Annotated in this window: 18 protein-coding genes and 1 pseudogene; 10 read left to right on the top strand and 9 right to left on the bottom strand. The window is 61.4% G+C overall.

Translation table 11 applies throughout. From position 1 onward, the window contains the following. Positions 1–35 precede the first annotated feature (35 nt). From ABTV29_RS19875 to ABTV29_RS19850, 6 genes and pseudogenes are all read left to right on the top strand, one after another. Entirely contained in the window at positions 36–3,218 is a 3,183-nt protein-coding gene (locus tag ABTV29_RS19875; RefSeq protein WP_433766390.1) for an ATP-binding protein, read from the top strand. A 30-nt stretch (positions 3,219–3,248) separates the two neighbouring features. Then, entirely contained in the window at positions 3,249–3,902 is a 654-nt protein-coding gene (locus ABTV29_RS19870) for a response regulator (RefSeq protein ID WP_433766389.1), read from the top strand. 283 nt (positions 3,903–4,185) lie between these two features. Then, positions 4,186–4,875: pseudogene (locus tag ABTV29_RS19865) on the top strand (MCP four helix bundle domain-containing protein); the annotation flags it as partial. A 69-nt stretch (positions 4,876–4,944) separates the two neighbouring features. Beyond that, complete coding sequence (locus ABTV29_RS19860) at positions 4,945–5,808, top strand: methyl-accepting chemotaxis protein (protein ID WP_433771952.1); 864 nt, start codon at positions 4,945–4,947, stop codon at positions 5,806–5,808. Positions 5,809–5,861: 53 nt separating this feature from the next. Next, positions 5,862–6,167 (top strand): hypothetical protein, encoded by a 306-nt coding sequence (locus ABTV29_RS19855; protein WP_433766388.1) that lies wholly within the window; start codon positions 5,862–5,864, stop codon positions 6,165–6,167. A 71-nt stretch (positions 6,168–6,238) separates the two neighbouring features. Next, positions 6,239–7,786 (top strand): diguanylate cyclase domain-containing protein, encoded by a 1,548-nt coding sequence (locus ABTV29_RS19850; RefSeq protein ID WP_433766387.1) that lies wholly within the window; start codon positions 6,239–6,241, stop codon positions 7,784–7,786. Positions 7,787–8,617: 831 nt separating this feature from the next. On the opposite strand, the gene katG is transcribed toward ABTV29_RS19850, so the two are convergent. After that, positions 8,618–10,885, bottom strand: coding sequence for a catalase/peroxidase HPI (katG, locus tag ABTV29_RS19845; RefSeq protein ID WP_433766386.1), 2,268 nt, complete (start codon positions 10,883–10,885; stop codon positions 8,618–8,620). A 385-nt stretch (positions 10,886–11,270) separates the two neighbouring features. Between katG and ABTV29_RS19840 the strand changes: the two genes are divergently transcribed. Next, positions 11,271–12,398: a diguanylate cyclase gene (locus ABTV29_RS19840; protein WP_433766385.1), complete on the top strand. Its 1,128-nt coding sequence runs from the start codon at positions 11,271–11,273 to the stop codon at positions 12,396–12,398. A gap of 118 nt (positions 12,399–12,516) precedes the next feature. Here ABTV29_RS19840 and ABTV29_RS19835 read toward each other — a convergent pair whose 3' ends face one another. Continuing rightward, complete coding sequence (locus tag ABTV29_RS19835; protein ID WP_433766384.1) at positions 12,517–13,773, bottom strand: epoxide hydrolase family protein; 1,257 nt, start codon at positions 13,771–13,773, stop codon at positions 12,517–12,519. 163 nt (positions 13,774–13,936) lie between these two features. On the opposite strand from ABTV29_RS19835, the gene ABTV29_RS19830 reads away from it, so the two are divergent. Further along, positions 13,937–14,341 carry an antitoxin Xre-like helix-turn-helix domain-containing protein gene (locus ABTV29_RS19830; protein ID WP_433766383.1) on the top strand — a complete coding sequence of 135 codons (405 nt, stop codon included), beginning with the start codon at positions 13,937–13,939 and terminating at the stop codon, positions 14,339–14,341. Beyond that, positions 14,335–15,027 carry an RES family NAD+ phosphorylase gene (locus ABTV29_RS19825; protein WP_433766382.1) on the top strand — a complete coding sequence of 231 codons (693 nt, stop codon included), beginning with the start codon at positions 14,335–14,337 and terminating at the stop codon, positions 15,025–15,027. The genes ABTV29_RS19830 and ABTV29_RS19825 overlap by 7 nt, the downstream gene beginning before the upstream one ends. Positions 15,028–15,029: 2 nt before the next feature. Here ABTV29_RS19825 and phnE read toward each other — a convergent pair whose 3' ends face one another. The 7 genes from phnE to ABTV29_RS19790 form a co-directional block, all read right to left on the bottom strand. Beyond that, positions 15,030–15,797 (bottom strand): phosphonate ABC transporter, permease protein PhnE, encoded by a 768-nt coding sequence (phnE, locus tag ABTV29_RS19820; protein ID WP_433766381.1) that lies wholly within the window; start codon positions 15,795–15,797, stop codon positions 15,030–15,032. Then, positions 15,794–16,621, bottom strand: coding sequence for a PhnE/PtxC family ABC transporter permease (locus tag ABTV29_RS19815; RefSeq protein WP_433766380.1), 828 nt, complete (start codon positions 16,619–16,621; stop codon positions 15,794–15,796). The genes phnE and ABTV29_RS19815 overlap by 4 nt, the downstream gene beginning before the upstream one ends. After that, positions 16,615–17,412: a phosphonate ABC transporter ATP-binding protein gene (locus ABTV29_RS19810; RefSeq protein ID WP_433766379.1), complete on the bottom strand. Its 798-nt coding sequence runs from the start codon at positions 17,410–17,412 to the stop codon at positions 16,615–16,617. The genes ABTV29_RS19815 and ABTV29_RS19810 overlap by 7 nt, the downstream gene beginning before the upstream one ends. After that, positions 17,409–18,260, bottom strand: a complete 852-nt coding sequence (locus ABTV29_RS19805) for a putative selenate ABC transporter substrate-binding protein (protein ID WP_433766378.1) — start codon at positions 18,258–18,260, stop codon at positions 17,409–17,411. The genes ABTV29_RS19810 and ABTV29_RS19805 overlap by 4 nt, the downstream gene beginning before the upstream one ends. Positions 18,261–18,627: 367 nt before the next feature. Beyond that, on the bottom strand, positions 18,628–20,754 hold the full coding sequence (locus tag ABTV29_RS19800) for a TonB-dependent receptor family protein (protein ID WP_433766377.1): 2,127 nt from the start codon (positions 20,752–20,754) through the stop codon (positions 18,628–18,630). A 348-nt stretch (positions 20,755–21,102) separates the two neighbouring features. After that, positions 21,103–22,440 (bottom strand): MFS transporter, encoded by a 1,338-nt coding sequence (locus ABTV29_RS19795; protein WP_433766376.1) that lies wholly within the window; start codon positions 22,438–22,440, stop codon positions 21,103–21,105. Between the two features lie 134 nt (positions 22,441–22,574). Next, positions 22,575–23,375: a helix-turn-helix transcriptional regulator gene (locus ABTV29_RS19790; protein WP_433766375.1), complete on the bottom strand. Its 801-nt coding sequence runs from the start codon at positions 23,373–23,375 to the stop codon at positions 22,575–22,577. A 104-nt stretch (positions 23,376–23,479) separates the two neighbouring features. Between ABTV29_RS19790 and ABTV29_RS19785 the strand changes: the two genes are divergently transcribed. Continuing rightward, positions 23,480–24,442 carry a threonine dehydratase gene (locus tag ABTV29_RS19785; RefSeq protein WP_433766374.1) on the top strand — a complete coding sequence of 321 codons (963 nt, stop codon included), beginning with the start codon at positions 23,480–23,482 and terminating at the stop codon, positions 24,440–24,442. The last annotated feature ends 207 nt before the right edge of the window (positions 24,443–24,649 follow it).

The following is a 24,649-nucleotide window of genomic DNA, read 5'->3' as shown; positions in this document are numbered from 1 at the left end:
CCGATACTCTATTTGGATCGCTGGCGAGGAGCTCAATGCTCCTGAGCACCGGCCTGCTGTTGTCCCTGGGGCTGATTTTCCTGCTGCTGGTGACCAATGTCCGGGCGATTGCACTGTTGCTCAACAGCGAACAGGAAAAGGCCAACTCGTATTTCGAGCATGTGATGGACAACGTTCGCGAGCAGGAAAGCTTTCTGCAAGCGATCGCCGTCAGGCTCGCGGCGCCCACCGATGAATTGTCGAGGGCGCCGGCGAGCCTCGATCAGACACTGCAATTGCGCGACAGCGGCAAGCGCATCGTCGATGTCACCGAGAGCACCTTTTCGCTTCCCTTCACCATCACCTTGCCCGATGGCCAATCGGAACCGGGGCAGAGCGCGGTACTGACCCTTGGCTGGCACCTGACCAGCTATTACAGCTGGTTCTGGGCACAATCGAATTTCCTGTCGCCGCAAGTCTTTGTCTTCAGCCCGGAAAGTGCGGCCAGCATCGCGGTGCCGGCCATCGGCAAGTTTCGCAACGGCAATCTGCTGACCCGGCAGAACTACAGCATGATCACCGCTGACCTGGCCCGGCAGACCATGAAGGATCCTGCACGGCTGGAAGATCTCAAGGTGCACTGGACCCGGCCCGGCGTGCAGCAACCCGATGGCGAGCTGCAGGTGGTGGCGTTTGTCGCAGGCGAATTGCCTCCCCGGCAAATCCGCAGGGACAGCGGCATGGATCATCTGGTGGTGGCGTCATTGTTCGACCTGCATCAATTGAGCGAAGGCGCGCCGGGTCCGGACTTGCCGTTTCATGGAAGATTCACCCTGATCGCTCCCGATGGCGAAGCCTTGACCGGGCAGCTGGAAATGCCCCTGCAACAGGCGGGCTTTTCCTGGTCCGCCAACGGCCTGGTGATCTCGACCGTCAATGACTCCATCCAGAATGAACACTGGGCGGCCCAGTACTTCATCGAGTACGGCGCCCTGGCCCGCTGGGCGGCCTTGCCCGTGCTGCGTTTGCTCGGCTTGTCGATATTGCTGTTTTTCTGCTTTCGATGGCTCTATCACTTTTACCGCACGCGCATCGTCATGCCTGCCCGGCATGCGCAGGAGCAACTGGTCGAAAGCCAGGCTTTCAACCAGGCCATTATCGAAAGTGCTCCTGCCGGCCTGGTGGTGGTTCGCCAGTCCGACGGCAAGATCGTCATTGAAAACCCGCGCGCGCAACAGAACCCGGCGGTTTCCCAGGCAATCGTCAAAACCCTGCGCAAACCCGGTGTGTCGCTGGGCGGGGATGCCTGCATGGCCCTTCAGGGCCGCTATTACCTGGTCAGTTATGCATCGACCCGTTATCAGGAGCAGGACGTGCTGCTGTGTGCCTTTTCCGATGTCACCGAGCACCAACAGCGCGCGGTTGAGCTTTATCAAGCCAAGCGCGCGGCAGACAAGGCCAACGAAGCCAAGACCATCTTCCTGGCGACCATGAGCCACGAGATCCGCACGCCACTCTACGGCGTGCTGGGCACCCTGGAACTCCTGGGCCTCACTGCGCTGGACAAGCGACAGCATGAGTATCTGCACACCATGCAAACGTCCTCCTCGACTGTCCTGCAAATCATCAGTGATGTGCTGGATGTGGCGAAGATCGAGGCCGGGCAGCTGACCCTGGAACCTGTGTCATTCAGCCCGCTGGATCTGATTGAAAATGTCGTGTGCGCGCACATTGCCGTTGCGCGCTCCAGGGGGCTGCAAATCTACGCCTGCATCGACCCGGACATTCCGGCGCAACTGCAGGGTGATGAGGTCAAGATCGGCCAGATACTCAATAACCTGCTCAGCAACGCGATCAAGTTCACCCATATCGGGCGCGTGGTGCTGCGCTGCCGTGTCCTGAAGGATGAAGGGCAGGGGCTGAAACTGGAATTTCAGGTGGCTGACACCGGCATCGGCATCACCCCGGAGCAACAGACCCATATTTTCCAGCCCTTCTACCAGGCCCATACCAGCAACCTGATCAGCGGCACGGGCCTGGGCCTGTCGATTTGCAGCCGATTTGTCGAAATGATGGGCGGGGAAATTACCGTGATCAGCGAACAGGGCTTGGGCAGCAGTTTCACGGTCGGCCTGCCTTTCGCGCAGCCCGACGCCAGCCTCGCGAGCGTCTGCGACATCGCGCTCAATGGACGGCAAGTCTATGTTCGCGCGCCGGTGCGTGAGCTGGCCGAGAACATCTGCGCCTGGCTGGGCCGATGGGGGGCCAAGGCGACCGTCATTTCCGCCCGGCCCAATGGAATGCTGTCCGACGTGCTGCTGGTGGATGTGCTGCCGCCGGGAGGCAGTGAATTGCCTCTCACCTGGAGCGGCAACCGGTTGATTTGCGATTACGAGGGGGCGCAGGTTCCCGAGCTGGATGCGGGCGTTTCAAGAGTCAGCGCCCATCACATCCGGGCCATTGCCGCCGGCGTGCAGATGGCAACCGAGGACGCCGGCGCGCGTCGTTCGCAGCTGACAACCGACACGCTGCCGACATTGGACCTGCATGTGCTGGTGGCCGAGGACAACCTGATCAATCAGGCTATTCTCAAGGAGCAACTGGAGGCGCTGGGTTGCAGCGTTGTCGTCGCCGGCAACGGCCTGCAGGCGGTGCAAATCTGGGAGCAGGACACCTTTGATGTCGTGTTGAGCGATGTGAACATGCCGGTGCTCAACGGTTATGAACTCGCCCGGGCGATACGCGCCAAAGACGGCGCGCTGCCGATCGTTGGCATTACTGCCAACGCGCTGCGTGACGAGGGCGAACGTTGTCAGGCCGCGGGCATGAACGCCTGGATGGTCAAACCCCTGAGCCTGGCCAATCTGCTCGACAGCCTGGCCAGCCTGAAAGGGGCTCATAAAGACAACGCGTTATCGGTCAGCTCCCCACCTGCGGTCGAGCCTGAGATCGACCGGCCGGCCATCGTGCTTTCCGATGCCATGCGCCGCCTGTTCCACAGCACCATGGAAAAGGACATCGGCGCCATCCGCTCGGCCGTGGCCGATGGCGCGCAAGCCGATGCCGTCCAGCTGCTGCACTCCGTGAGCGGTGCGCTGGCGGTGGTGCGCGCCGACGAGCTGACGGCGCTGTTTGGACAACTGGAGCACAAGGTGCGCGGGCAGGCTTTCGATCCGGCGTTGATCGCTGAAATCGACCGGGCGCTGGCCAGGCTTGGCGACTTGCTCAAATCAATTTAAAGGCAGTAACCGATCCATATGGAAACCGTAATGAACACGCAAAAGATCACTGTAGTCATCGCCGATGATCACCCCATTGTATTGCTTGGCGTGCGCGAGCTCATCGAGCGTGACGAGCGCTTTGAGGTGATAGGGGAGGCGGGCAGTTCCAGCGATTTGATCAAAGTGTTGAATGCCCGGGTGCCGGATATCGTGATCACCGATTACAACATGCCCGAGAACTCCATCTATGGCGATGGACTGAAGTTGATCCAGTATCTGGTCCGTCATTTCCCGTCGTTGCAGATACTGGTGCTGACGATGGTCTCCAACAGCCTGATTCTGTCCCGCCTGTACGATCTGGGCGTGGCCGGGGTGGTTCAGAAAAGTCAGTTGCACGCCGAAATCCAGCGGGCCCTGGACGCCCTGAGTCAAAAGCGCGTCTACAAGACCCTGGAGTTGAAGAAAACCTCGGTGATCGAGGACAACCGCCAGGTGGATGAGCGATTGGCACTGCTGTCCATTCGCGAGCTGGAGATCCTGCGGTTGTTCGTTTCCGGAATGAGCTTGCGTGATATTGCGCTGGATCAGAACCGTAGCGCCAAGACCATCAGTACCCAGAAAGTGGCGGCCATGCGCAAGCTGGAAGTCGAGACGGATCAGGAATTGATTACCTACTGTCTGGCGGCCAATCTATTCAAATAGAAATTGGAGTCCTGCTTTTAATTTCCTCCGGTTATAGCCGCCGTTATCTCTCCCGCCGGTTGTCTGCGCCTTTTCTCATGAGCCCGATTTTCAGGATTGCCTGATAGCGAGTCGAGTCTTGCGGGGCTTAATGTTCGCAAGAGTGGCATTCATCCTGTAATCCGTCCCGGGTTTTTACTGCGCAGCACACTTGTTGTGTCGTGGTTGATCTGATGACGAGCCGGATATCAGGTGTCGTTTTATTTATGGCTTCTCCAAATATTCGATCTTGATGGTGGCTTAGATGTCGATCAGAAGTATCCGGTTGGTTCCCCGAACACTTATAAGTTTCGGCGTTACAGGTGTGTTGTTGATTGGCCTGGGATGGCAATCGCTTTGGCGTATGGACAACGTGCAGTGGTCCGTTAACGACCTGCAGGAAAACTGCTTGCCGAGTGTAAGCCAGGCAGGGCGCATCGAAATGGCGACCTATAAGCTGCGTGTCGCCAACTTGCTTTATGCACAGAACGAAGCGCAATCGAACGCAGAACGTTCCGAGCAGGTGCTGAAGTTCAAGGAACAATTACAGAAAGAAGTACTGGCCTACGTTCCATTGATTTACGGGCCGGAAGAACAGGCCTTGTTTGATATCGTCAATGCCAATGCTCAGGTCTATGAGGCAAAAATCGACCAACTCGTCGAGCTGGGCAAGACGGCCTCGCAAAAAGACCTGGTGGGCTTCATCAAGTCGACCACGGCTCCCGCTGCGGAAACCCTGTTGAAATCCGCTGAGGACTTGCAGCACTTGATGACTGATCGGGCGGAGAAATCGAGCAACAAGGCTCGACAGGAAGCCCACAACAATACTGTCGCCACGATCATTGTGATTGTGCTGGCGCTGATGGTCACCTTCGTGCTCACGCTGGTGTTTACCCGCAGCATCATTGTTCCCTTGCGCGCCGTGCTGGCGGCAACCCGGAAGATTGCCGCGGGCGATCTGGTCGGAACCATCGAAGTCACGGGCAAGGATGAGTTTTCCGAACTGCAATCTTCTACTGCAGAGATGCTCGCCAGCCTGAAAAGCACGATTCACCACATTTCGGATTCGTCCTCCTTGCTGGCGGCCTCGGCAGAGGAAATGAGCGCCATTACCCATGAGTCCAACGCCGGTGTGCAGCAACAGAGCATGGAGACCGAAATGGCGGCGACGGCGGTCAATCAGATGACTGCCGCCGTCGAGGAGGTTGCGCGCAATGCCGTGGCGGCGTCGGCGTCGACCCAGCAATCGGAAAACTCCGCGCGCATTGGCATGGAGAGAGTGACCCAGACCATTGCCTCGATCGAACACCTGAGCCAGGCCGTTCAGGGCACCAGTCTTGAGATCGAACAGCTTGCAACCCAGACCGAAAACATCGCCAAGGTGCTGGACGTCATCCGGGCCATTGCCGAGCAAACCAATCTGCTGGCCTTGAACGCTGCCATCGAAGCGGCGCGGGCAGGGGAACAAGGACGCGGCTTTGCGGTGGTTGCCGACGAAGTACGTGCCCTGGCACACCGCACGCAGGTGTCTACACAAGAAATTGAACAGATGATTAAAAATGTTCAGTCGGGTTCGGAGTCGGCGGTTTCGTCCATGAAACAGACGGATCTCGAAGCCATGGCAACATTGAAAATTGCACGGGAGGCGGGGGTGGCCATCTCGGAAATTACCAGGGCGGTATCGGACATCAATGAACGTAATTGCCTGATTGCAACAGCGTCGGAAGAGCAGGCGCAAGTTGCCAAGTCGGTCGATGTCAACCTGGTCAGTATCAATAATCTTTCAGCACAAAGTACGGCGGCAGCCGATCAGATTTTCATTGCCAGCAGCGAGCTTTCCACGCTGGCCTCCGACCTCAACCGGCTGGTAGGTCGCTTCACCGTTTGACCGTTTCATGCTTGACCTTATGCACCCCCCAGAAAAATTGGCAGGAATCGAAAATGACACCCGAATTGATCACCCAGTATCCGGATAGCTTGAGGACGATATTCATCTCGCAATATGAGACGTGCGATATCAATTGGTTTATCAAACAGTATGTCGAAAGCAGAAACCTGAGTTCCCGCTCCCAGGTTGAGTTTGAAATTACTTCAGCGCTCACTGAATATCCGGGCATGTCGCCAGTGAGGCTGTTTGAGCTCAATGCCTGGCTGGATCACAACTTTCGCTCAAAGACTTTTGTTCGTCCCGCCGCACGTTTTTTGAAGTTGATTGTGAGTAACGATCATATCCCGCTGCGAAAATAATAAAAAAACCTGAGCCAGGTTTTGGGGTGGTTGCAGTGCGTACATATTTAATCCGGAAAACCAACGCAAGCGTGTATGTCGTCATCGCTTTGTGCGTTGTTTTGGTATCGGCGCTGATCGTGGGGGGGCTGTTAACGGTCAGGCAGCTGGATAGCTATATCCGGGTCATGTATTACGGCAATGCGGCGCCGATAGGGCACCTGGCCAATGTTCGGGCGATGGAGGCCAACATCCGTCGCTTGCAGTGGCGAATTTTCGCAACTCACGATCCGAGCCAAACGGATGGCTTCATCCGGGAAGTCAACGCGGAGTTGAACAGCGCCGCCAGAGAGTGGCAGTTTTATTATCCCGAGGGGATCAGCAGTCCTGCGGAAAAGCGCATCGCGGAACAGCTCAGGGAGCAACTGCCGATTGCCGCGGCGGTCATCTGGGAGAGCCATCGGCGACTCAAGTCCGATGGCTTCGAGGCGGCGATGGTTTGGTACCAGGACAAAATCCCTTTCCTCGATCAACTGGACCGCCTGCTCGCCGACGATATCGACACCAATATCCGGCAGGCGTCCAGGTTCGCTGATTTGAGTCAGTCGATTTTCGAAAGGATCCTCTGGATCGCCGGGGCACTGTTGGCATTGGGGGTTATCGGAGGCATTGGTGGCCTGGTCGTGTCGTTGCGCTGGCGACGACAGCGCGACAAGGCAGAAATGAAATCCCGCGAGCATCTGTGGCTGGTGGATCAGGTGTTCAACAACACCCGGGACGGCGTGATCATCACCGACCGATCCGGCAGCGTCACCAAGGTCAACCCGGCCTTCACCCGGATGACCGGATACACCGAGGCGGAGGTGCTGGGCAAGAATCCCAGCCTGTGGAGCTCCGGCCGGCAGACTCTCGAGTTTTACACCGAGATGTGGCGCTCTCTCCTGGATCTGGGGCATTGGGAGGGGCAGGTCTGGAATCGCAAGAAGAGCGGCGATCTGTACCTTGAAGCGCTGACCATTACCGCCATCCCCGGTCTCAATGAAGCAGAGCTGAACTTCGCTGCCGTCTGCAGCGATATCACCAGGCAGCATGAGGAACAGGAGATCCAGGGCTATCTGGCAACCCACGACTCACTGACCGATCTGCCCAACCGCCTGCTGTTCGTCGAACGGCTGACGCAAGCCATCGCCCGCGCCCATCGTGCGGGTTCCAGGGTGGCGATCCTGTTTCTGGACCTGGATCACTTCAAAGAGATCAACGATCAGTTAGGCCATGGGGTAGGGGACAGCACGCTGACCACGGTCGCGACGCGGTTGAAAAGCTGCCTGAGGGAAGTCGATACCGTGGCGCGCCTGGGCGGCGATGAATTCGCCATGGTGCTGGAAGATATTCACGAGGTGGCACAGGTCATGCCGATTGCCCGCAAGCTGCTGGCTTCGGTGGGCGAGCCCATCGTGGTCGACGGGCATCGGGTATCGGTCACGCCGAGCATTGGCGTGAGTATCTACCCCGACCACGGCGCTACCCCCAAGGAACTGGTAAAGCTGGCTGACGAGGCGATGTACGAAGCCAAAAAGGCCGGCAAAAACGCGGTCAGGTTCTACAACAAATCCGGGCAGCAAGCGCTCGCGAGCTGTTGATACGGTCGTGACCTGTAGGAGCGAGCTTGCTCGCGATGGCGGCGTGTCAGGCGCCATGGATGTTGAAGGTGCCGGCCTCATCGCGGGCAAGCCCGCTCCCACAGGGGAATGCGTAGTCCTGTAGGAGCTGCCGCAGGCTGCGATCTTTTGATTTTGCTTTTGAAGGTCGAAAGATCGCAGCCTCGTTGCACTCGACAGCTCCTACAGTGATTTTGCGTACAGCCGCGTGACCTGTGGGAGCGAGCCTGCTCGCGATGGCGGCGTGTCAGGCGCCATGGATGTTGAAGGTGCCGGCCTCATCGCGAGCAGGCTCGCTCCCACAAGGGAATGCGTAGTCCTGTAGGAGCTGCCGCAGGCTGCGATCTTTTGATTTTGCTTTTAAAAGATCGCAGCCTCGTTGCACTCGACAGCTCCTACAGTGATTTTGCGTACAGCCGCGTGACCTGTGGGAGCGAGCCTGCTCGCGATGGCGGTGTGTCAGGCGCCATGGGTGTTGAAGGTGCCGGCCTCATCGCGGGCAAGCCCGCTCCCACAGGGGAATGCGTAGTCCTGTAGGAGCTGCCGCAGGCTGCGATCTTTTGATTTTGCTTTTGAAGGTCGAAAGATCGCAGCCTCGTTGCACTCGACAGCTCCTACAGTGATTTTGCGTACAGGCGCGTGACCTGTGGGAGCGAGCCTGCTCGCGATGGCGGCGTGTCAGGCGCCATGGGTGTTGAAGGTGCCGGCCTTATCGCGAGCAGGCTCGCTCCTACAGGGGAATGTGCATCCCCGGGAAATAAAACGGCCACCCCTGCAACGAGTGCAGAGGTGGCCGTGGTCCTGCGGGTTATTTCACTTCAGATCAAAACGGTCCAGGTTCATCACCTTGGTCCATGCCGCTACAAAGTCCTTCACGAACTTGTCCTTGTTGTCGTCGCTGGCGTAGAACTCCGCCAGTGCCCGCAGCTGCGCGTTGGCGCCGAACACCAGGTCGACCCGGGTAGCGGTCCATTTTGCCTGGCCGGTCTTGCGGTCGCGTCCTTCGAACTCTTCATTGGTGGCTGAAGTCGGTTTCCATTCCGTCCCCATGTCCAGCAGGTTGACGAAGAAGTCGTTGGTCAGCGCGCCTTTGCGCGTGGTGAACACGCCATGGGCGGTTTGCCCGACGTTGGTGTCGAGTACGCGCAGGCCTCCGAGCAGCGCGGTCATTTGTGGAGCGGTCAGGGTCAGCAGTTGCGCCTTGTCGATCAGCAGGTGCTCGGCCGAAATGCGATAACGGGCTTTCAGGAAATTGCGGAAGCCGTCGGCAATCGGTTCGAGGAAGCCGAACGATTCGACATCCGTCTGTTCCTGGCTGGCATCCATCCGACCCGGCGAAAACGGCACCGTGACGCTATGGCCGGCATTTTTCGCCGCCTGCTCGACGCCCACATTACCGGCGAGCACGATCAGGTCGGCCAGGGAGACTTTCTTGCCGCCGCTGTTGAACTCCTTCTGGATGCTTTCGAGTTTGCCCAGCACGTTACCCAGTTGATCCGGCTGGTTGGCTTTCCAGGATTTCTGTGGCTCCAGGCGCAAGCGCCCGCCATTGGCACCGCCGCGTTTGTCGGAGCCGCGGAAGGTGGAGGCCGCGGCCCAGGCCGTCGACACCAGTTGCGAGACGCTCAGGCCGCTTGCCTGGATTTTGCTCTTGAGCGCGGCGACGTCGGCGTCGCTGACCAGGGCATGATCGACCGCCGGGATCGGGTCTTGCCACAGCAGCTCTTCTTTGGGCAGTTCCGGGCCGAGGTAGCGCGAAAGCGGGCCCATGTCGCGGTGGATCAGTTTGAACCAGGCGCGGGCGAAGGCGTCGGCCAATTGATCCGGGTTCTGCAGGAAACGCCGGGAAATCGGCTCGTAGATCGGGTCGAAACGCAGCGCCAGGTCCGAGGTCAGCATGCGTGGTTCACGGGATTTGGAGGCGTCGAAAGCATCCGGGACACTTCCTGCACCCGCGCCGTTCTTGGGTTTCCATTGGTGTGCACCGGCCGGGCTCTTGGTCAGTTCCCAGTCGAAGCCGAACAGGTTTTCCAGGTAATTGTTGCTCCACTTGGTTGGCGTGGTGGTCCAGGTCACTTCCAGGCCGCTGGTGATGGTGTCCGCGCCTTTGCCGGTGCCGAAGGTGCTTTTCCAGCCCAGGCCCTGTTGTTCCAGGCCGGCGGCTTCCGGTTCCGGTCCGACGTTATCGGCGGGGCCGGCGCCGTGGGTCTTGCCGAAGGCGTGGCCTCCGGCGATCAGTGCCACTGTTTCTTCGTCATCCATCGCCATGCGGGCGAAGGTTTCGCGGATGTCGAGCGCCGACTTGACCGGGTCCGGCTCGCCTTCGGGGCCTTCAGGGTTGACGTAGATCAGGCCCATTTGTACGGCGGCCAGAGGGTTTTCCAGATTGCGCCCGTGTTGGGTACGGCTGTCCTCGTTGCGTCCGGGTTCGGCCGACAGCGGTACATCGCCGGGGCTCTGAGTGGCCTTGTTGTCATCGACCGGGTCGCTGGCGTAGCGGGTATCACCGCCCAGCCATTTGGTTTCCGAGCCCCAGTACACGTCCTCGTCCGGTTCCCAGACGTCCGGACGGCCACCGGAATAGCCGAAGGTCTTGAAGCCCATGGACTCCAGCGCGACGTTGCCGGCGAGTACGATCAGGTCGGCCCAGGAAATGTTGCGGCCATATTTTTGCTTGATCGGCCAAAGCAGGCGGCGGGCCTTGTCGAGGCTGACGTTGTCCGGCCAACTGTTGAGCGGGGCGAAGCGCTGCTGGCCGGAGCCGGCGCCACCGCGCCCGTCGGCGGTGCGATAGGTGCCGGCGGCGTGCCAGGACATGCGCACGAACAGCGGGCCATAGTGACCGAAGTCGGCGGGCCACCAGTCTTGCGAGTCGGTCATCAGCGCGGTGAGGTCGCGCTTGACGGCGGCAAAGTCGAGTTTTTTGTACGCTTGCGCATAGTCGAAGCCCTCATCTGCCGGGGTGGAGAGGGGCGAGTGCTGGTGCAGGATGTTCAGGTTCAGTTGGTTCGGCCACCAGTCGCGGTTGCGAGTACCGCCGCCAGCGGCGTGATTGAACGGGCATTTCGATTCGTTTGCCATGTGTGAGCTACCCTCGGTCGAGTTCAGTCAGCTTCCCGGCCTGTTGGGGCCTGGAATAGAAGCGAGCGAAATCCATGACTCAGGCTGCCGGACCCGTCTGTCGATCCGCTGATCGGCGGGGTCATCTGGGCATTACAGACAGCGGCAATCAAACTGCCACTATCCCTGGTCAGTATCTGACTCATTCTTATCTTCACATCAGGTCTGTACCGGCCAGACTACGCCGGCGCTAGATAAGGCTAGACCCCTATCGTTAAGTCAGCTAATAGTCCGAGTATTGGTTGCCGATAGGCGGAATCTCTCAGCAGCGCACAGAGATGTGTAGGTGCGCGCTATCGTTGTGCCACAATAGAAAACGTTACCGCAGCAATATCAGGCGAACACAATGGATGGCCCTGGATTTAGGCTCGAGCAGGAAAGCTATATCGCCCAGCAGGTGCGTACCGACCGATTGCACCAACTGTTCCGGCAATCGGTAACCGCTGTCTTTGGCAGCTTCCTGGGCTTGGTCATGCTGTGCTGGCTCTGCTGGGACCGCTTCGACCACCACATCATGAACTGGTGGATTGCCTTGCTGACGGCTTCCACCCTGATCCGCCTCTCGATGTTCGCGGTGTATTTCCGCAGCTCGCAAGCCACGCGCACCCCGCAACGCTGGGAACTCATTTACCTGGCGACCCTGTCGCTGTCCGCCGGTATCTGGGGCGGAGGCGCGCTGGCGGTCATGCCGGCCGAAGACCTGCTGGCCCAGGCGCTGGTGATGCTGTTTACCGTGGGCATGTCCGTCAGCGCGGTGTCCTGCTATTCGGCCTATCGCTACATGACGGTGGTCTCCATCGCCCTGGTGCTGCTGCCTTCGACCTTCTGGCTGATGGTGCAGCCATCGAGCCTTCAATTCGGCATGGGCGTGGCGGTGCTGGTCTTCGCGTCCTTCGTGTGCAGCGCCACTCGCAAACTCTCCGATGCATTGGAAACCGCCTTCCGTCTGACCCGTGAAATGGAGCTGGCGCACAGCATCTCCACCCGTGCCGCGCAGACCGACGAACTGACGGGCCTGCGCAATCGCCGGGCGTTTTTCGAGCAGGCGCAGCGCCTGTACAACCACTGCCAGAACTATCAGTTGCCGCTGTGCGCGGTGATGCTGGACATGGACCACTTCAAGCACATCAACGACACCTACGGCCATCAGGTCGGCGATCAGGTGTTGCGGCAGATGGGCGTGGTGATCAGTCGTTCCTTTCGCGACGCGGATGTCTACGGTCGGCTGGGTGGCGAGGAGTTTGCGGTGCTGCTGCCGGATACGTCCCTGGAAGACGCGCAAAACATTGCCGAAGAACTCGTTCACTCCATCGCCGGGCTGATGACCGGGCCGGTGCACTGCATCACCGCCAGCGTCGGCGTGGCGTCCATGGCCACCAGCGACAAGGACCTGCACAGCCTGATGAGCAACGCCGACAAGGCGCTCTATCGCGCCAAGGCGCGGGGGCGCAATCAGGTGGTGGTGTCAGATTGAGCCTATGGGGGACCTGTGGGAGCGAGCCTGCTCGCGAAAAACGTCGGGGCAACGAGGTCATCCAGACAGCACGCGTTATCGTTGACGTCTTTCGCGAGCAGGCTCGCTCCCACAGGTTTCAGCGCATCGATCGAAACGCCGTACGCAGTTCCTCGGTGAACAACTGCGGCTGTTCCCACGCCGCAAAATGCCCACCGTTCTCCGCCTGCCGAAAGTAGACCAGGTTGTGGTAAGCGCGCCGTGCCCAGCTCTCCGGCGGGCAATAGACGTCGTCCGGAAACACCGTGATCGCCACCGGCAGGGAAATTTCGCCGGTTTTCTGCGCGCTGGACGACAAAGGGCTGCGCCCCTTGTTTTCCCAGTACAGCCGTGCGGCCGAAGCGCCGCTGTCGGTCAGCCAGTACAGGCTGATGTCGTCCAGCACCTGGTCCCGGGTTGGCAGCTGCTGCGCATCGGCGCCGTAGCTCCATTTGGAAAAACCGGGATGCACCAGCAGAAAAGCGGCCAGGGCCACCGGCGAGTCGGTCAGGCCATAGCCAATGGTCTGCGGCCGCGCAGCCATCATTGCGCTGTAAGCCAGGTTGCCCTGCTTGATCAGTTTGGCCACGGCATCGAAGGTCGCGCGTTCCTGCGGGCTGTACTCCGCCGGTGCCGGCCCGCCGGCAGCCAGCGCGGCGCCCGCATCGGGCGGGATGGTGGCGGGCAGGTTGAGGTGAATGCCGCGCAATCCCTTCGGTGCCTGGCGCGCCATCGCGCCGGTAATCGGCCCGCCCCAGTCGCCACCTTGCGCGACGTATTGCTTGTAGCCCAGGCGCTGCATCAACTGCGCCCACACCTGCGCCACACGATCCGGGTCCCAGCCGGCATCCGTCGGCTTGCCGGAAAAGCCATAACCGGGAATCGACGGAATCACCAGGTCGAACGCATCACTGGTCTTGCCACCGTACTTGACCGGATCGGACAGCGGGCCGATGACGTTGGCAAACTCCAGCACCGAGCCCGGCCAGCCGTGGGTCATGATCATCGGCAGCGCGTTCGCCACCGGCGAGCGCACCCAGATGAAATGAATGTCGACGCCATCGAGGGTGGTGACGAATTGCGGCCAGGCATTGAGCTGCGCTTCGGCCTTGCGCCAGTCGTACTCGGTACGCCAGTAATGCGCCAAAGCCTGTAGCTGCACCAGCTGTGCGCCCTGTGAAGTGTCGTTGACCGTTTCCTTGTCCGGCCAGCGGGTCGCGGCGATGCGCTGGCGCAGGTCGGTCAGGGCCTGTTCGGGTATGGAGACGTGGAAGGGGCGGACGGTGTCGTCGGCGCGAGCCACATTGAGGAGCGTGCACAGGCACAGGGCAATGACGACCGCGAGTGGGGATTGCATCAGCATGGCCTCGTACGAGGAACGCGAAGATTTCAGCTGTATTGAGCATGGCACGCGGGCGGGAAATGGTTGGGGCAGGGCATCACCACTGGTCGAGGCGCCTTGATCTATAGACTCATAATGACTATTTTTGAATCTATGGATTCAAATTGAGGAGTTGGCCATGTCACTCGCCCTCCAGACCCAGGGCTTCAGCAAAAACCAGTGCGTGACCGGCCTGCGCGCCGCGGTCGGCATCCTGGAAAAATGGCAGGCCAGCAGCGACCAGGCCTGTCGCTTGCTGCGCATTTCCCGCAGCACCTACACCCGTGCCCGGCAGCGGGATCCGGCCTGGGCCGTGGCCCTGGATGCGGACCAGATGCAGCGCATCAGTTTCGTGCTGAACATCCACGCCACCCTGCGTCTGATTTTCGATAACCCGCAGAACGTCTACGGCTTTGTGTCGATGGCCAACGACAACGAGTTTTTCAACGGTCGCAGCCCGCTGGAAATCATGGCCCAGGGCGACATGATCTCGCTGTACGAGACCTTTCGCCGGATCGACGCACTGCGAGGCGGGCAATGGTGAAGGCCCGGCAGTTGCCCTTGTTGTCCGGCGAGTCGTTGCAGGCTTATCGGCTGGTCAATTCGAAATTCCCGCCGATTGCGATGTTCGATGACGTGGCCGATGCCGACGAATTCGAGGTGCTGTACGAGATCCAGGCGCTGACCAATCCGCGCCTGAAAAATGAAGTGGGGCAGCTGGAGCTGATTCCCCGTAGCGAGATCCCGTTCGGCATCACCGGCTGTTCCTACGCGACGGCGCCTTTTACCCACGTCAACCCGGCGGGCTCGCGCTTCAGCGATGGCAGCTTCGGCGTGTTGTACCTGGCCGATACAATGGAGACGGCCTTGGCCGAGGTGCAGCATCACCAGGCGCTGTACTGGTCCAGGGTGCGTGACCTGCACTACGAGCGCTTTGTGTTTCGCGGGCTATCCTGCTCGTTCGTGGACAAGGCGATGCAAGACGCGACGGCCATCGCGCCGACCGATCCGATCTACGATCCCGCGCACTACTCCTATTCCCAGCCGTTCGGCAAAGCCATCCGGCAAGCCGGGTGCCCTGGGCTGCGTTACCACTCCGTGCGACGCCGGGGCAGCCATTGCTGGGCCCTGATGACCCCAAGGCCGGTGCTGTCGATCATCCAGACAGCCCATTACGAGATGGTCTGGAACCAGCAAATCACCAGCGTCAGCCAGATCAGCGAAGCCTGACTTCAGGCTTTCACCCAACGCTGGCGGCTCCAGCTGCTGAGGGAGTCGACGGCGAGCACCAGCAGCAACATCGCCAGAATCACCGTGCTGGCCTGCGCCTCCTGAAACAGGCTGAGACTGACATACAGCATCTGCCCCAGACCGCCAGCGCCGACAAAACCCAGCACGCTGGCCATGCGGATGTTGTTTTCCCAGCGGTACAGCACGTACGCCAACAGCTGCGGCAACAGGTTGGGCAAGGTGCCGTAGCAGAACGCCCACAACGCATTGGCGCCTTGCAGGCGGATCGCTTCGGCCGGTTGCGGCGGGGTGTTTTCCAGCGCTTCGGCGAACAGGCGGCCGAGTACGCCGGTGGTGTGCAGGGCCAGCGCCAGGGTGCCGGCGTTCGGCCCGAGCCCGGCGGCCAACACCATCAGCGCCGCCCACACCAGTTCCGGAATCGCCCGCAGCGCATTGAGCAACAGGCGCGAGGCGCTCTTGAACGGCCAGCCGAAGCGTCCGGCCGCCGGCAGCGCCAGCACCAGGCCGAACACCGCTGCCAGCAAGGTACCCAAGGCGGACATGGCGATGGTTTCCAGCGCGCCATGGGCGATGGCTTGCAGGTGGTTCGCGCTCAAATCCGGGCTGAGAAAACGCTGCGCATAGGCTCCCATCTGCTTGAGGTTGGCGCTGCCACCCAGTGCGCTGAGGTCGATGCCCAAATACCCGAACGAGGCGACCACCGCGACGCCAACGGCCAGCAGCAGGGCCAGATTGATCAGGCGATTCATCCCAGCCTCCAGCGCAACAGGCGACTGAGTTGATCGGCCAGCAGCACCAGCACCAGGAAGGTCAGCAACAGGCTGGCGACTTCACCGCCGGCGAACATGCGCAGCGACAGGTCCATCTGCTGGCCCAGGCCACCGGCGCCGACAAAGCCCATCACCACCGAAGCCCGGATCGCACATTCCCAGCGATACACCGTGTACGACAGCAACTCGGCGGCGACATTGGGCAAAATCCCGTAGGCAAACGCCGCCAGCCGACCGCTGCCGGCCTGCAGCAGCGCGTGGGCAGGACGCTGGTCCACCGACTCGAAAATCTCCGCATACACCTTGCCAAGCATGCCGCTGTAGGTGATGGCGATGGCCAGCACCCCGGCGGTCGGGCCAAGGCCCACAGCGCGGACGAACAGCAGGGCCCAGACGATTTCCGGCACGCTGCGCAGGAAGATCAGCAAGCCGCGCACCGGCCAACGCAACAGTCGGCCCATGACGCTGGGGCGACCGGCACGGGATGCCGCCGACAGCGACAGCGCACGACTGGCCAACAGGCTGGCGGGCACCGCCAACAGCAACGCCAGGGTCATGCCGGCGGTGGCGATGGCCAGGGTTTGCAGGGTGGCTTGCCACAACAGCTCAAGGAATTCCGGGCCATAGGCCGGGGGCCAGAAGGTCGCGACAAAGCGGCCCATTTCGCTCTGGCTGTTGCCGGCCAGCAGCACGCTCAGGTCCAGCTCGCTGAAGCGGATGCCGGGCCACAGCAGGGCAATCGCCAGCAGGCCGAGCAGCAGGCGGGGAAGGGTGGCCGGGTCTCGGGAATCGCCGGTCAGCATCGCGGAATCTGCAGGCTCAGGGGCGTCACGGGGGGCGGCGGGGATTGCAGTTGCTCGTTGGCGTAGAGCCTGTCGAGCAGTTCGCGGTCGACCTCCGCGGACGGCAGATCGAAAAGGACCTGCCCGTCGCGCAGGCCGATGATCCGCGAAAAATGCCCCAGGGCCAGCTCCACCGCATGCAGGCTGGCGACCAGCGTGACCTTGTGCTCGCGGGCATGGCGACACAGCACCGTCAGGGTGTGCCCGGCCAGCACCGGGTCCATCGCCGACACCGGCTCATCAGCCAGCAGCACTTCCGGTGCCTGATAAAGCACCCGGGCCACGCCGACACGCTGCAACTGCCCGCCGGACAATTGCTGGCATTGCGCGAACAGTTTGTCACCCAGGTCCAGCCGCGCCAGCGCCGCCCGGGCGCCGGGAATATCCACCGGATGCAACAGGTTCAAAAGACTCTTGCCCAGGCTCCACTGCCCCAGCTTGCCGGCCAGTACCGCCGTGATCACCCGCTGGCGCGGCGGTAACGGCGGCGCCTGATGCACCAGCCCGATACGCGCGCGCAGGCGCTGACGCTGGCGGGCCGACAGTTGCCAGGCACGCTCGCCCAGCAACTGCACGTCACCGCTGCCGGGGCGCAGGGCCGTGGCCAGCAGGTTGAGCAGGCTCGACTTGCCTGCGCCGGACGGGCCGATAATCGCCACCTGTTCGCCGGCTGCGATGTGCAGGTCCACGCCGCGCAGGGCCTGGACCCCGTTGGCGTGGACGAGCGTGACGCCGGTCAACTTCAAAGTCATTTGAGCAGGTCGGCGGCGCGGGCGGCTTCCTCGATACCCTTGTAGTTGTCGGGGCTGGTTTCGATGAAGCGGCTGGCGGCCTGCAGGTCGAGAATCTCCTTGTCCGCCGGTTTCGCCGGATCAAGCGCGAGGAAGGCGGCCTTGATCTTGTTCGTCAGTGCCGGGTCGAGGGTGCCGCGCACCGTCCAGTTGTAATCGAAGTAGGCCGGGGTGGTAGCGAACACCTTGACCTTGTCGGTATCGACCTTGCCGGCGGCCACCAGTTTTTCCCAGACGCTGGCGTTCAGCACTCCGGCGTCGACCTTGCCGGCCTGCACCCAGGCGACGGTGGCGTCATGGGCACCGGAATAGCCGACACGGCTGAAGTAGGTCTCTGGCTTGATCCCGTCCTTGAGCATGAAGTAGCGCGGCATGAGGCTGCCGGAAGTGGAGGACACCGAGCCGAAGGCGAAGGACTTGCCCTTCAGGTCCGCAAGGGATTTGACGTTCGGGTCGGCGGTGATGAATTTGCTGGTGAACTTCGCGTCCTGTTCACGCTGCACCAATGGAATTGCATTACCGGTCTTCAGCCGTGCCTGGACAAAGGTGAAGCCGCCGAGCCAGGCCAGGTCGATACGGTCCGTGGCCAAGGCCTCGACCACCGCCGGGTAATCGCTCACCGGCACAAACTCGACCTTCATGCCCAACTGCTGCTCCAGATAGGCGCCCAATGGCTTGAATTTACGCAGCAGTTCGGTGGGGGCCTCATCGGGAATGGCGCTGACCTTCAGCGTCTCCGCGGCCTGGGCGAGCAGGGTAGAGACAGACAGGGTCAGGCCGACAGCCAGTGCCAGGGTACGCTTGAGCATGGAAGTTCTCCGTTTCGTTAGCGGGGCGCCTTGAAAGGGTAGACGAAATGAAACTGCGGGCACTGCCAAACTGTAGGAGCGAGTCGAGTCGTTCACGAATACTGCGATCAACATAAAAACTGTGGGAGCGAGCCCGCTCGCGATGGTGGTGAACGATAACGCGTGCTGCCTGAATCACCGTGGTGTCCGGGCATTCATCGCGAGCAGGCTCGCTCCCACAGTGATCGTGGTAAACACAGTATTTGTGTACGACGCCAAACCCTGTGGGAGCGAGCCTGCTCGCGAATGCGGTGTGTCAGTCGCCATCAACATTGCTGACCCAGCGCCATCGCGAGCAAGTCGAAAAGTCGCACCGCCGTTCCCACAGTTACAGCAAACTCCACGACACCCCGACATACGCCCCAAGCCCTTCACCCGGCGTAGACCGCGCCGCATCCAGCCCCTTGTCGTCATACCCCGGTGTCACGGTCGCGGCGTAGTGCTTGTCCGTCAGGTTGCGGATATCCAGCCAGGTCTGCCAGTCGCCCTTGGGCGCATTGAAGCCCACAGTTGCACCAAACAACGCATAGGGATCGGCGTAGTAGCTGTTGGCATAATCCACCGCCACCTTCGACACCAGTTGCGTATTCACCGCGGCAAAGAACCCCTGCGGCCAGTCATAGCGCAACTCGCCCTGGTAGTAGTGCATTGGCAACCCCGGCAAACGGTTGTCGCCAAAACGGTCATCGTCCCGGTAGTGGAAGTCACTGAAGGTATAGGCCTGACGCAAACTCAAGCGACCCCCATCGGCCGCCGACCACAGATCACTCTGCAAACCGGCTTCCACCCCCTGGTGCACTGTTGGGCTGGCATTGAGTTCATAAGGCGTGGTGGCGTTGGCGTCGGGCAACACCGAGAGCAGCTCATGACGCACCTGGGCGTAATACCAGGACAGGCTCCATTGCCCGATCCCGCTGTCGCCACGGCCACCCAGCTCCAGGGTGGTCGCGGTCTGGTTCTGCAATTCGATCGGATCGCGCTGGGTCCCGGTCGCCGGCCCGCTGCCCGCCGGGAAGCGCTGGTTGGCGCTGTAGATCAGCGACCACGGATGCGGCGCCTCCACCGAACGACTGAGGTTACCGAACAGCTGCACATCCGGCGTCAGCTGATAACGCATCCCCACGCGCGGCGCGTAATCCCAATCGCCCATGCTGGTCTTGCCGCCGCCATCCGGATAAGTCACCGCGCTTTCCCGGCGGGTGTAGATGGCCGCCAGCCCCGTGGTCAGCCACAGGTCGTCGGCGATCTCCAGGTCATTGCCCACATGCAGGACCGTGTCCGAACCCTGATAGGTGAAGTTGCGCATGGGCGTGCCCGGCGCGTAGCCGGCGGTGTTGCCCGTGGGGATTCGCACCAGCTCGCTGGCGCCATCATTCGGCAAATGCTTGGTCACCCGCAAACCCACCGTGCTATTGCTCTGCATCCCCCAGAGTGTGTCGCGGCGCTTGTAGTCGAAGGTGCCGCTGACATCGGTGTACGCCACCTTCAGCCGATTAGGCCCTTCGCGCAGATCCATCGGATAGTCGTGGTAAACCAGTCCGGTCTGAATGCTCGAATCGTCGTCGAGAAAGAAGGTGGTCTTGTTGCCGATAAAGGTGCTGCCCGGCTGCTTGCGACTGTCATCACGCAGCACATAAGCCGGGTTCGCCGCGCGCGGATCATGCTCGATGGAATGCTTGGTCACGCGCCCGGCCAGATCGTTGTCGGTCTCGCGGTAGCGCAAGTAAAAACGCGTTTCCAGGTTCGGGTTGAAGCGATAACCGAAGTTGGCAATCAGGCCCTGGCTCTCGCTCTGGGTGTGGTCCTGATAGCCATCGGACTGCGCGTCCGTCGCGGCCATGTAGTAGTCGAAATTCCCCAGCACCTGCCCGGAACTGACCTGACGCTGCTGATAGCCGTGGCTGCCCGTCGCGTAACGCACCTGCAACTTGGGCGCGTTATAGCCGGTATGGCTGACGTAATCGACGGCCCCGCCCAGGGCCAGCGCCCCGCGATCAAAACCGTTGGCGCCGCGCAGCACCTCCACATGATCGAGCCACAGCGGCTCCAGCAATTCATAAGGCGTGCCACCCGGGCCGGTCAGCGGCAGGCCGTCGAGCATGGTGTACAGCCCCGAAGCATGCGCGCCCGGCGCCCGGTTGATCCCCGAGCCACGTATCGAAATCTTCACCCCTTCGTTGCCCGAAGACTGGGCGTAGACCCCTGGCTGATAGGCCAGCACATCCTGATTGCTCGCCACACGCCCTTGCAGCGGGCGACGCATATCCACCACGTTGGTCCCGCCCGGCACCTGCGCCAGGCGCGCCTGGGCCTCTTCGACCGACTGATCCTCGCCACTGCGATCCTCGGCGCCGATCAACACCTGCCCCAACTCCAGACCCTCGGCCTGCGCCAGGACCGGGCAGGCCAGCGTCAGGCCGAGCAACGCGGCGGGCAGGGATTTGGGCGAGGGCATTGGCAGAACTCCATACGATCAAGAACAGGCAGTGAGCAACTGCGACGTATGGAAGAACGAAGGAAACACATGGCAAATTTGTTTTTTTTCAAACACCTGCGGGTGCGAGCCTGCTGGAGATGGACGTGACCGCTGCGCCCCCGGGCCAACTGTAGGAGCGAGCATGCTCGCGATGGTCGCGAACGATAATGGGGGAAACCTGACACCCCACTGCGCTCTCCACCAACTGTAGGAGCGAGCATGCTCGCGATGGTCGTGAACGATGATGCGGTAAACCTGACGGCCCGCGTCGCCCTCAGGTTCATCGCGAGCATGCTCGCTCCTACAGAAAAGCACCTCAGGTTCCCGTCAGGCCTCGACAGCCTTCGCCGAACCTTTCTCTTGCGTGGGCACCTCATGCAGGGATATCCGCGATGTCTCCCTCAACGCCAACCCACCCGCCAACCCCAGCAACGCCACCAGCATCAGGTAGAACGCTGGCGAAAGGTTGCTGCCGGTGGTGCTGATCAACCACGTCGCCATCAACGGCGCCGTCCCGCCAAACAGCGTGTACGCCATGTTGTAGGTGACGGCTGACGCGGTGTAACGGGTCCGCGTCGGAAAGGTCTCCGACAGCAACGCCGCCGTCACCACGTTGCACAGCACCGCACCCACCGCCAGCAGCATCACCCCGACCACCGACCCGGCAAACGACCCCGAACTGGCCATCAGGAACGACGGATACACCACCACAATCAGCAACCCGCAAGCGGTCATCACCGTCCTGCGTCGCCCGACCCGATCCGAATACAACCCGGCCAGCGGACAAACCAGCGCCGCGAACACCAGGGCAATCAACGACACCAACAGCGAGGTCGCCCGACTCAGTCCCCCCGCAACCTGCAAGTAAGTCGCGAAGTAAGTCGTGAACATATAAAACGATAACGCCGTCAGCGACACAAAAGCACCCAGACAGCACATCGCCGCACCGTGATTGCGCAGGGTTTCCTTGAGCGGGGAGTGGGCAACGTCATGCTCCTGGGTCACCGCCTGGAACGCCGGCGTCTCATCCAGCTTCCAGCGCAGATAAAGCCCGACAAGCCCCAAGGGCGCAGCCACCAGGAACGGCAAGCGCCAGCCCCAACTCGCCATCGCCTCGGCCGACAACGACGCCTCCAGCGCAAAAGCCAGCACCGCCGCCGAAGCGAAGGCGGCAAAGGTCGACACCGGAATGAAGCTGCCATACCAGGCGCGCTTGTCGTGCGGCGCATGCTCCATCAGATAGGCGCAGGCCCCCGCATATTCACCCCCGGCAGAAAAGCCCTGGGCACAGCGAATCAGCGACAACAGAATTGGCGCCGCCACCCCGATCGCCGCGTAGGTCGGCAACAGCCCGATCAAGGTCGTGGCCGCCGCCATCAACAAAATCGTCGCCGCCAGCGTGCGCTTGCGCCCGATCTTGTCCCCCAGCATGCCGAAGAAAATCCCGCCCAGCGGGCGAAACGCAAAGGCCACCGCGAACACCGCGAAGGTCTTGAGCAGCGCCGCGCTGGCATCCGTACTAGGGAAAAATTGCTGGGCGATGGTCGTGGCCAGAAAGCCGTAGACGGCAAAGTCGAACCACTCGACAAAATTGCCGATGCCGGCGGCGACAATCACTTTGCGTAGGGTTTGCGGGCTGACCTGTTCCGTAGTTGTGCTCGTCATGCTTGACCTCGACCTGTCGTCAGTGAGCTTTCGATTATCGGGTTAGCCACCGACACGGCTCACTTCAAAAGTGTCATCCGCATAGTCAGCACCGACGTTTCATCACTGAACAAAGCAGGATTCAGGCCAGCACCCTAAGCGCTGCGCAACTGCACCGGGCTGACCCCTAGCCGCTGCCGGAAGGCCGTCGCCATATGCGCCTGTGAGTTGAAGCCACAAGCCAGGGCGATCTGCGCCAGCGTCGCCGTCGAATCGCGCATCAACGCCCGGGCCCGCGCCAGGCGTCGATCAATCAGATAGCTGTGCGGGCTCTGCCCGGTCGCCTGCTTGAAGGCCCGCATGAAATAGCCCTCGGACAACCCCAGCAAATCCGCCATCGCCTTCACCCCCAGCGCACCGTCGAGCCCCGCTTCGATGAACTCGTCGAGCAAGCGCATCCGGCTGCCGGTGATCGAACCCAGCGCTACTGCCGAGGCCACCTCATCCATCTGCGTGCGCTCGGCCAAAGCCAGCGCCCAGGCCTCCCAGTCATCCTCCAGCGAAGGCCGCAGCAACGCCCCGCGCATGCGCAGCGCCAGGGCAATCGCCTGCGGATCGATGCGATTGTTGAACGCCCGATCTCCCGCCAACGCCACACCGTCCGTGCGCAACACCCGCAGGTATTCACCGCCCTTGGGCGACTCAGACAACACATCACAGCCGACCGGCACGAACGCCAGGCCATTGGGCAAAGCATCGAAGGGCTGCACCCGATCGCTGCCGATGGCGTGCAACCCGCGCTGACTGTCAAAGGCAAAGCCAATCGCCGATTGCGACGCCACATAACGCGTCGCGTAAGCGGCCCCGGGCAACAATTCAATTGCCCACGACCCGGCCTCGACACGGCGGACCGGTTCGGATTGCGGCGGGGAGGGCAGGCGAATTCGATGGCTCATGGAGCCCATAGTAGTAAACAGCGGGTGTAAAAGTCAGGTCAGTTTTCTGAAAGCCGATCCAAGGCATCCGTGCCTAGACTCAGCAAAACCTCAAGGAAGCCGCCATGCACACCCTCACCCTCGACGACATCCAGCAAGCCGCCCGCCAGGTCTACCAGGCCATGCCCGCCACCCCGCAGTACCGCTGGCCGCTGCTGGCCGAACGCCTGGGCTGCACCGTCTGGGTCAAACACGAAAACCACACCCCCACTGGCGCCTTCAAAGTGCGCGGCGGCATCACCTTCATGCACTGGCTCAAACGCGCGCACCCCGAAGCCAAAGGCATCGTCACCGCCACCCGAGGCAACCACGGCCAAAGCCAGGCCTTCGCCGCCAGTGCCCTGGGCCTGCGCGCCCTGATCGTCGTGCCCAAAGGCAACTCCGTGGAAAAAAACAACGCCATGCGCGGCTTCGGCGGCGAAGTCGTCGAATACGGCCGCGACTTCGACGAAGCCCGCGAAGAAGCCGCACGCCTGGCCCAACAACACGACCTCTACCTCGTACCGCCATTCCACACCGAACTGGTCAAAGGCGTCGCCACCTACGCCCTCGAACTGTTCACCGCCGCCCCCGACCTCGACACCGTCTACGTACCCATCGGCTGCGGCTCCGGGATCTGCGCAGTCATCGCCGCGCGGGATGCATTGGGGTTGAACACTGAGGTGGTGGGCGTGGTATCCACCGAGGCCGCGGCTGCGAAGTTGTCGTTTGAAGCGGGGGGCATTTGTGAGACGGATTCGGCGAATACCTTTGCCGATGGGTTGGCGGTGAGGAAGCCGATTCCGGAGGCGTTTGCGGTTTACGCCAAGGGCGCGGCGCGGATTGTGGCGGTGAGTGAGGAGCAGATCGCTGAGGCTATGCGGGTGTATTACACCGATACGCACAATCTTGCTGAGGGGGCTGGGGCGTCGGCGTTGGCGGCGTTGATGGTGGAGCGGGGAGGGATGGTGGGGAAGAAGGTGGGGGTGGTTTTGTCTGGGGGGAATGTGGATCGAGGGATTTATGGGGAGGTGATTGGGGGAGTGTAGGGGGCTTTGGATGAAAGGAGACAACCTGAGGCGCGCTGCTTTTGCATGCGCCTCATTGAGTGGTATCCATCAAATGCTGCCGGGTAGTAGATGTCGTGGCGACACTTGTCGGAGTTCTTCACGACAAGTAGCAATCAGCCGTTTTCTGCCTGCCACCAAGGGCTGTATCCGCTCCAAAGCTGATGGTGGCGACAGGCAGAAATCGGC

The sequence above is a fragment of the Pseudomonas putida genome, from assembly GCF_050989985.1.
Classification (GTDB): domain Bacteria; phylum Pseudomonadota; class Gammaproteobacteria; order Pseudomonadales; family Pseudomonadaceae; genus Aquipseudomonas; species Aquipseudomonas putida_AI.
Note: the sequence above shows the minus strand (reverse complement) of the source record. Positions and strands in the feature narration are given on the sequence as shown.

Bases quoted from the DNA above. Each gene is read 5' to 3' on its own strand.
- ABTV29_RS19875 (WP_433766390.1), top strand. From the start codon at position 36: ATGCTCCTGAGCACCGGCCTGCTGTTGTCCCTGGGGCTGATTTTCCTG.
- ABTV29_RS19870 (WP_433766389.1), top strand. From the start codon at position 3,249: ATGAACACGCAAAAGATCACTGTAGTCATCGCCGATGATCACCCCATT.
- ABTV29_RS19860 (WP_433771952.1), top strand. From the start codon at position 4,945: ATGCTCGCCAGCCTGAAAAGCACGATTCACCACATTTCGGATTCGTCC.
- ABTV29_RS19855 (WP_433766388.1), top strand. From the start codon at position 5,862: ATGACACCCGAATTGATCACCCAGTATCCGGATAGCTTGAGGACGATA.
- katG (WP_433766386.1), bottom strand. From the start codon at position 10,885: ATGGCAAACGAATCGAAATGCCCGTTCAATCACGCCGCTGGCGGCGGT.
- ABTV29_RS19840 (WP_433766385.1), top strand. From the start codon at position 11,271: ATGGATGGCCCTGGATTTAGGCTCGAGCAGGAAAGCTATATCGCCCAG.
- ABTV29_RS19835 (WP_433766384.1), bottom strand. From the start codon at position 13,773: ATGCAATCCCCACTCGCGGTCGTCATTGCCCTGTGCCTGTGCACGCTC.
- ABTV29_RS19830 (WP_433766383.1), top strand. From the start codon at position 13,937: ATGTCACTCGCCCTCCAGACCCAGGGCTTCAGCAAAAACCAGTGCGTG.
- ABTV29_RS19825 (WP_433766382.1), top strand. From the start codon at position 14,335: ATGGTGAAGGCCCGGCAGTTGCCCTTGTTGTCCGGCGAGTCGTTGCAG.
- phnE (WP_433766381.1), bottom strand. From the start codon at position 15,797: ATGAATCGCCTGATCAATCTGGCCCTGCTGCTGGCCGTTGGCGTCGCG.
- ABTV29_RS19815 (WP_433766380.1), bottom strand. From the start codon at position 16,621: ATGCTGACCGGCGATTCCCGAGACCCGGCCACCCTTCCCCGCCTGCTG.
- ABTV29_RS19810 (WP_433766379.1), bottom strand. From the start codon at position 17,412: ATGACTTTGAAGTTGACCGGCGTCACGCTCGTCCACGCCAACGGGGTC.
- ABTV29_RS19805 (WP_433766378.1), bottom strand. From the start codon at position 18,260: ATGCTCAAGCGTACCCTGGCACTGGCTGTCGGCCTGACCCTGTCTGTC.
- ABTV29_RS19800 (WP_433766377.1), bottom strand. From the start codon at position 20,754: ATGCCCTCGCCCAAATCCCTGCCCGCCGCGTTGCTCGGCCTGACGCTG.
- ABTV29_RS19795 (WP_433766376.1), bottom strand. From the start codon at position 22,440: ATGACGAGCACAACTACGGAACAGGTCAGCCCGCAAACCCTACGCAAA.
- ABTV29_RS19790 (WP_433766375.1), bottom strand. From the start codon at position 23,375: ATGAGCCATCGAATTCGCCTGCCCTCCCCGCCGCAATCCGAACCGGTC.
- ABTV29_RS19785 (WP_433766374.1), top strand. From the start codon at position 23,480: ATGCACACCCTCACCCTCGACGACATCCAGCAAGCCGCCCGCCAGGTC.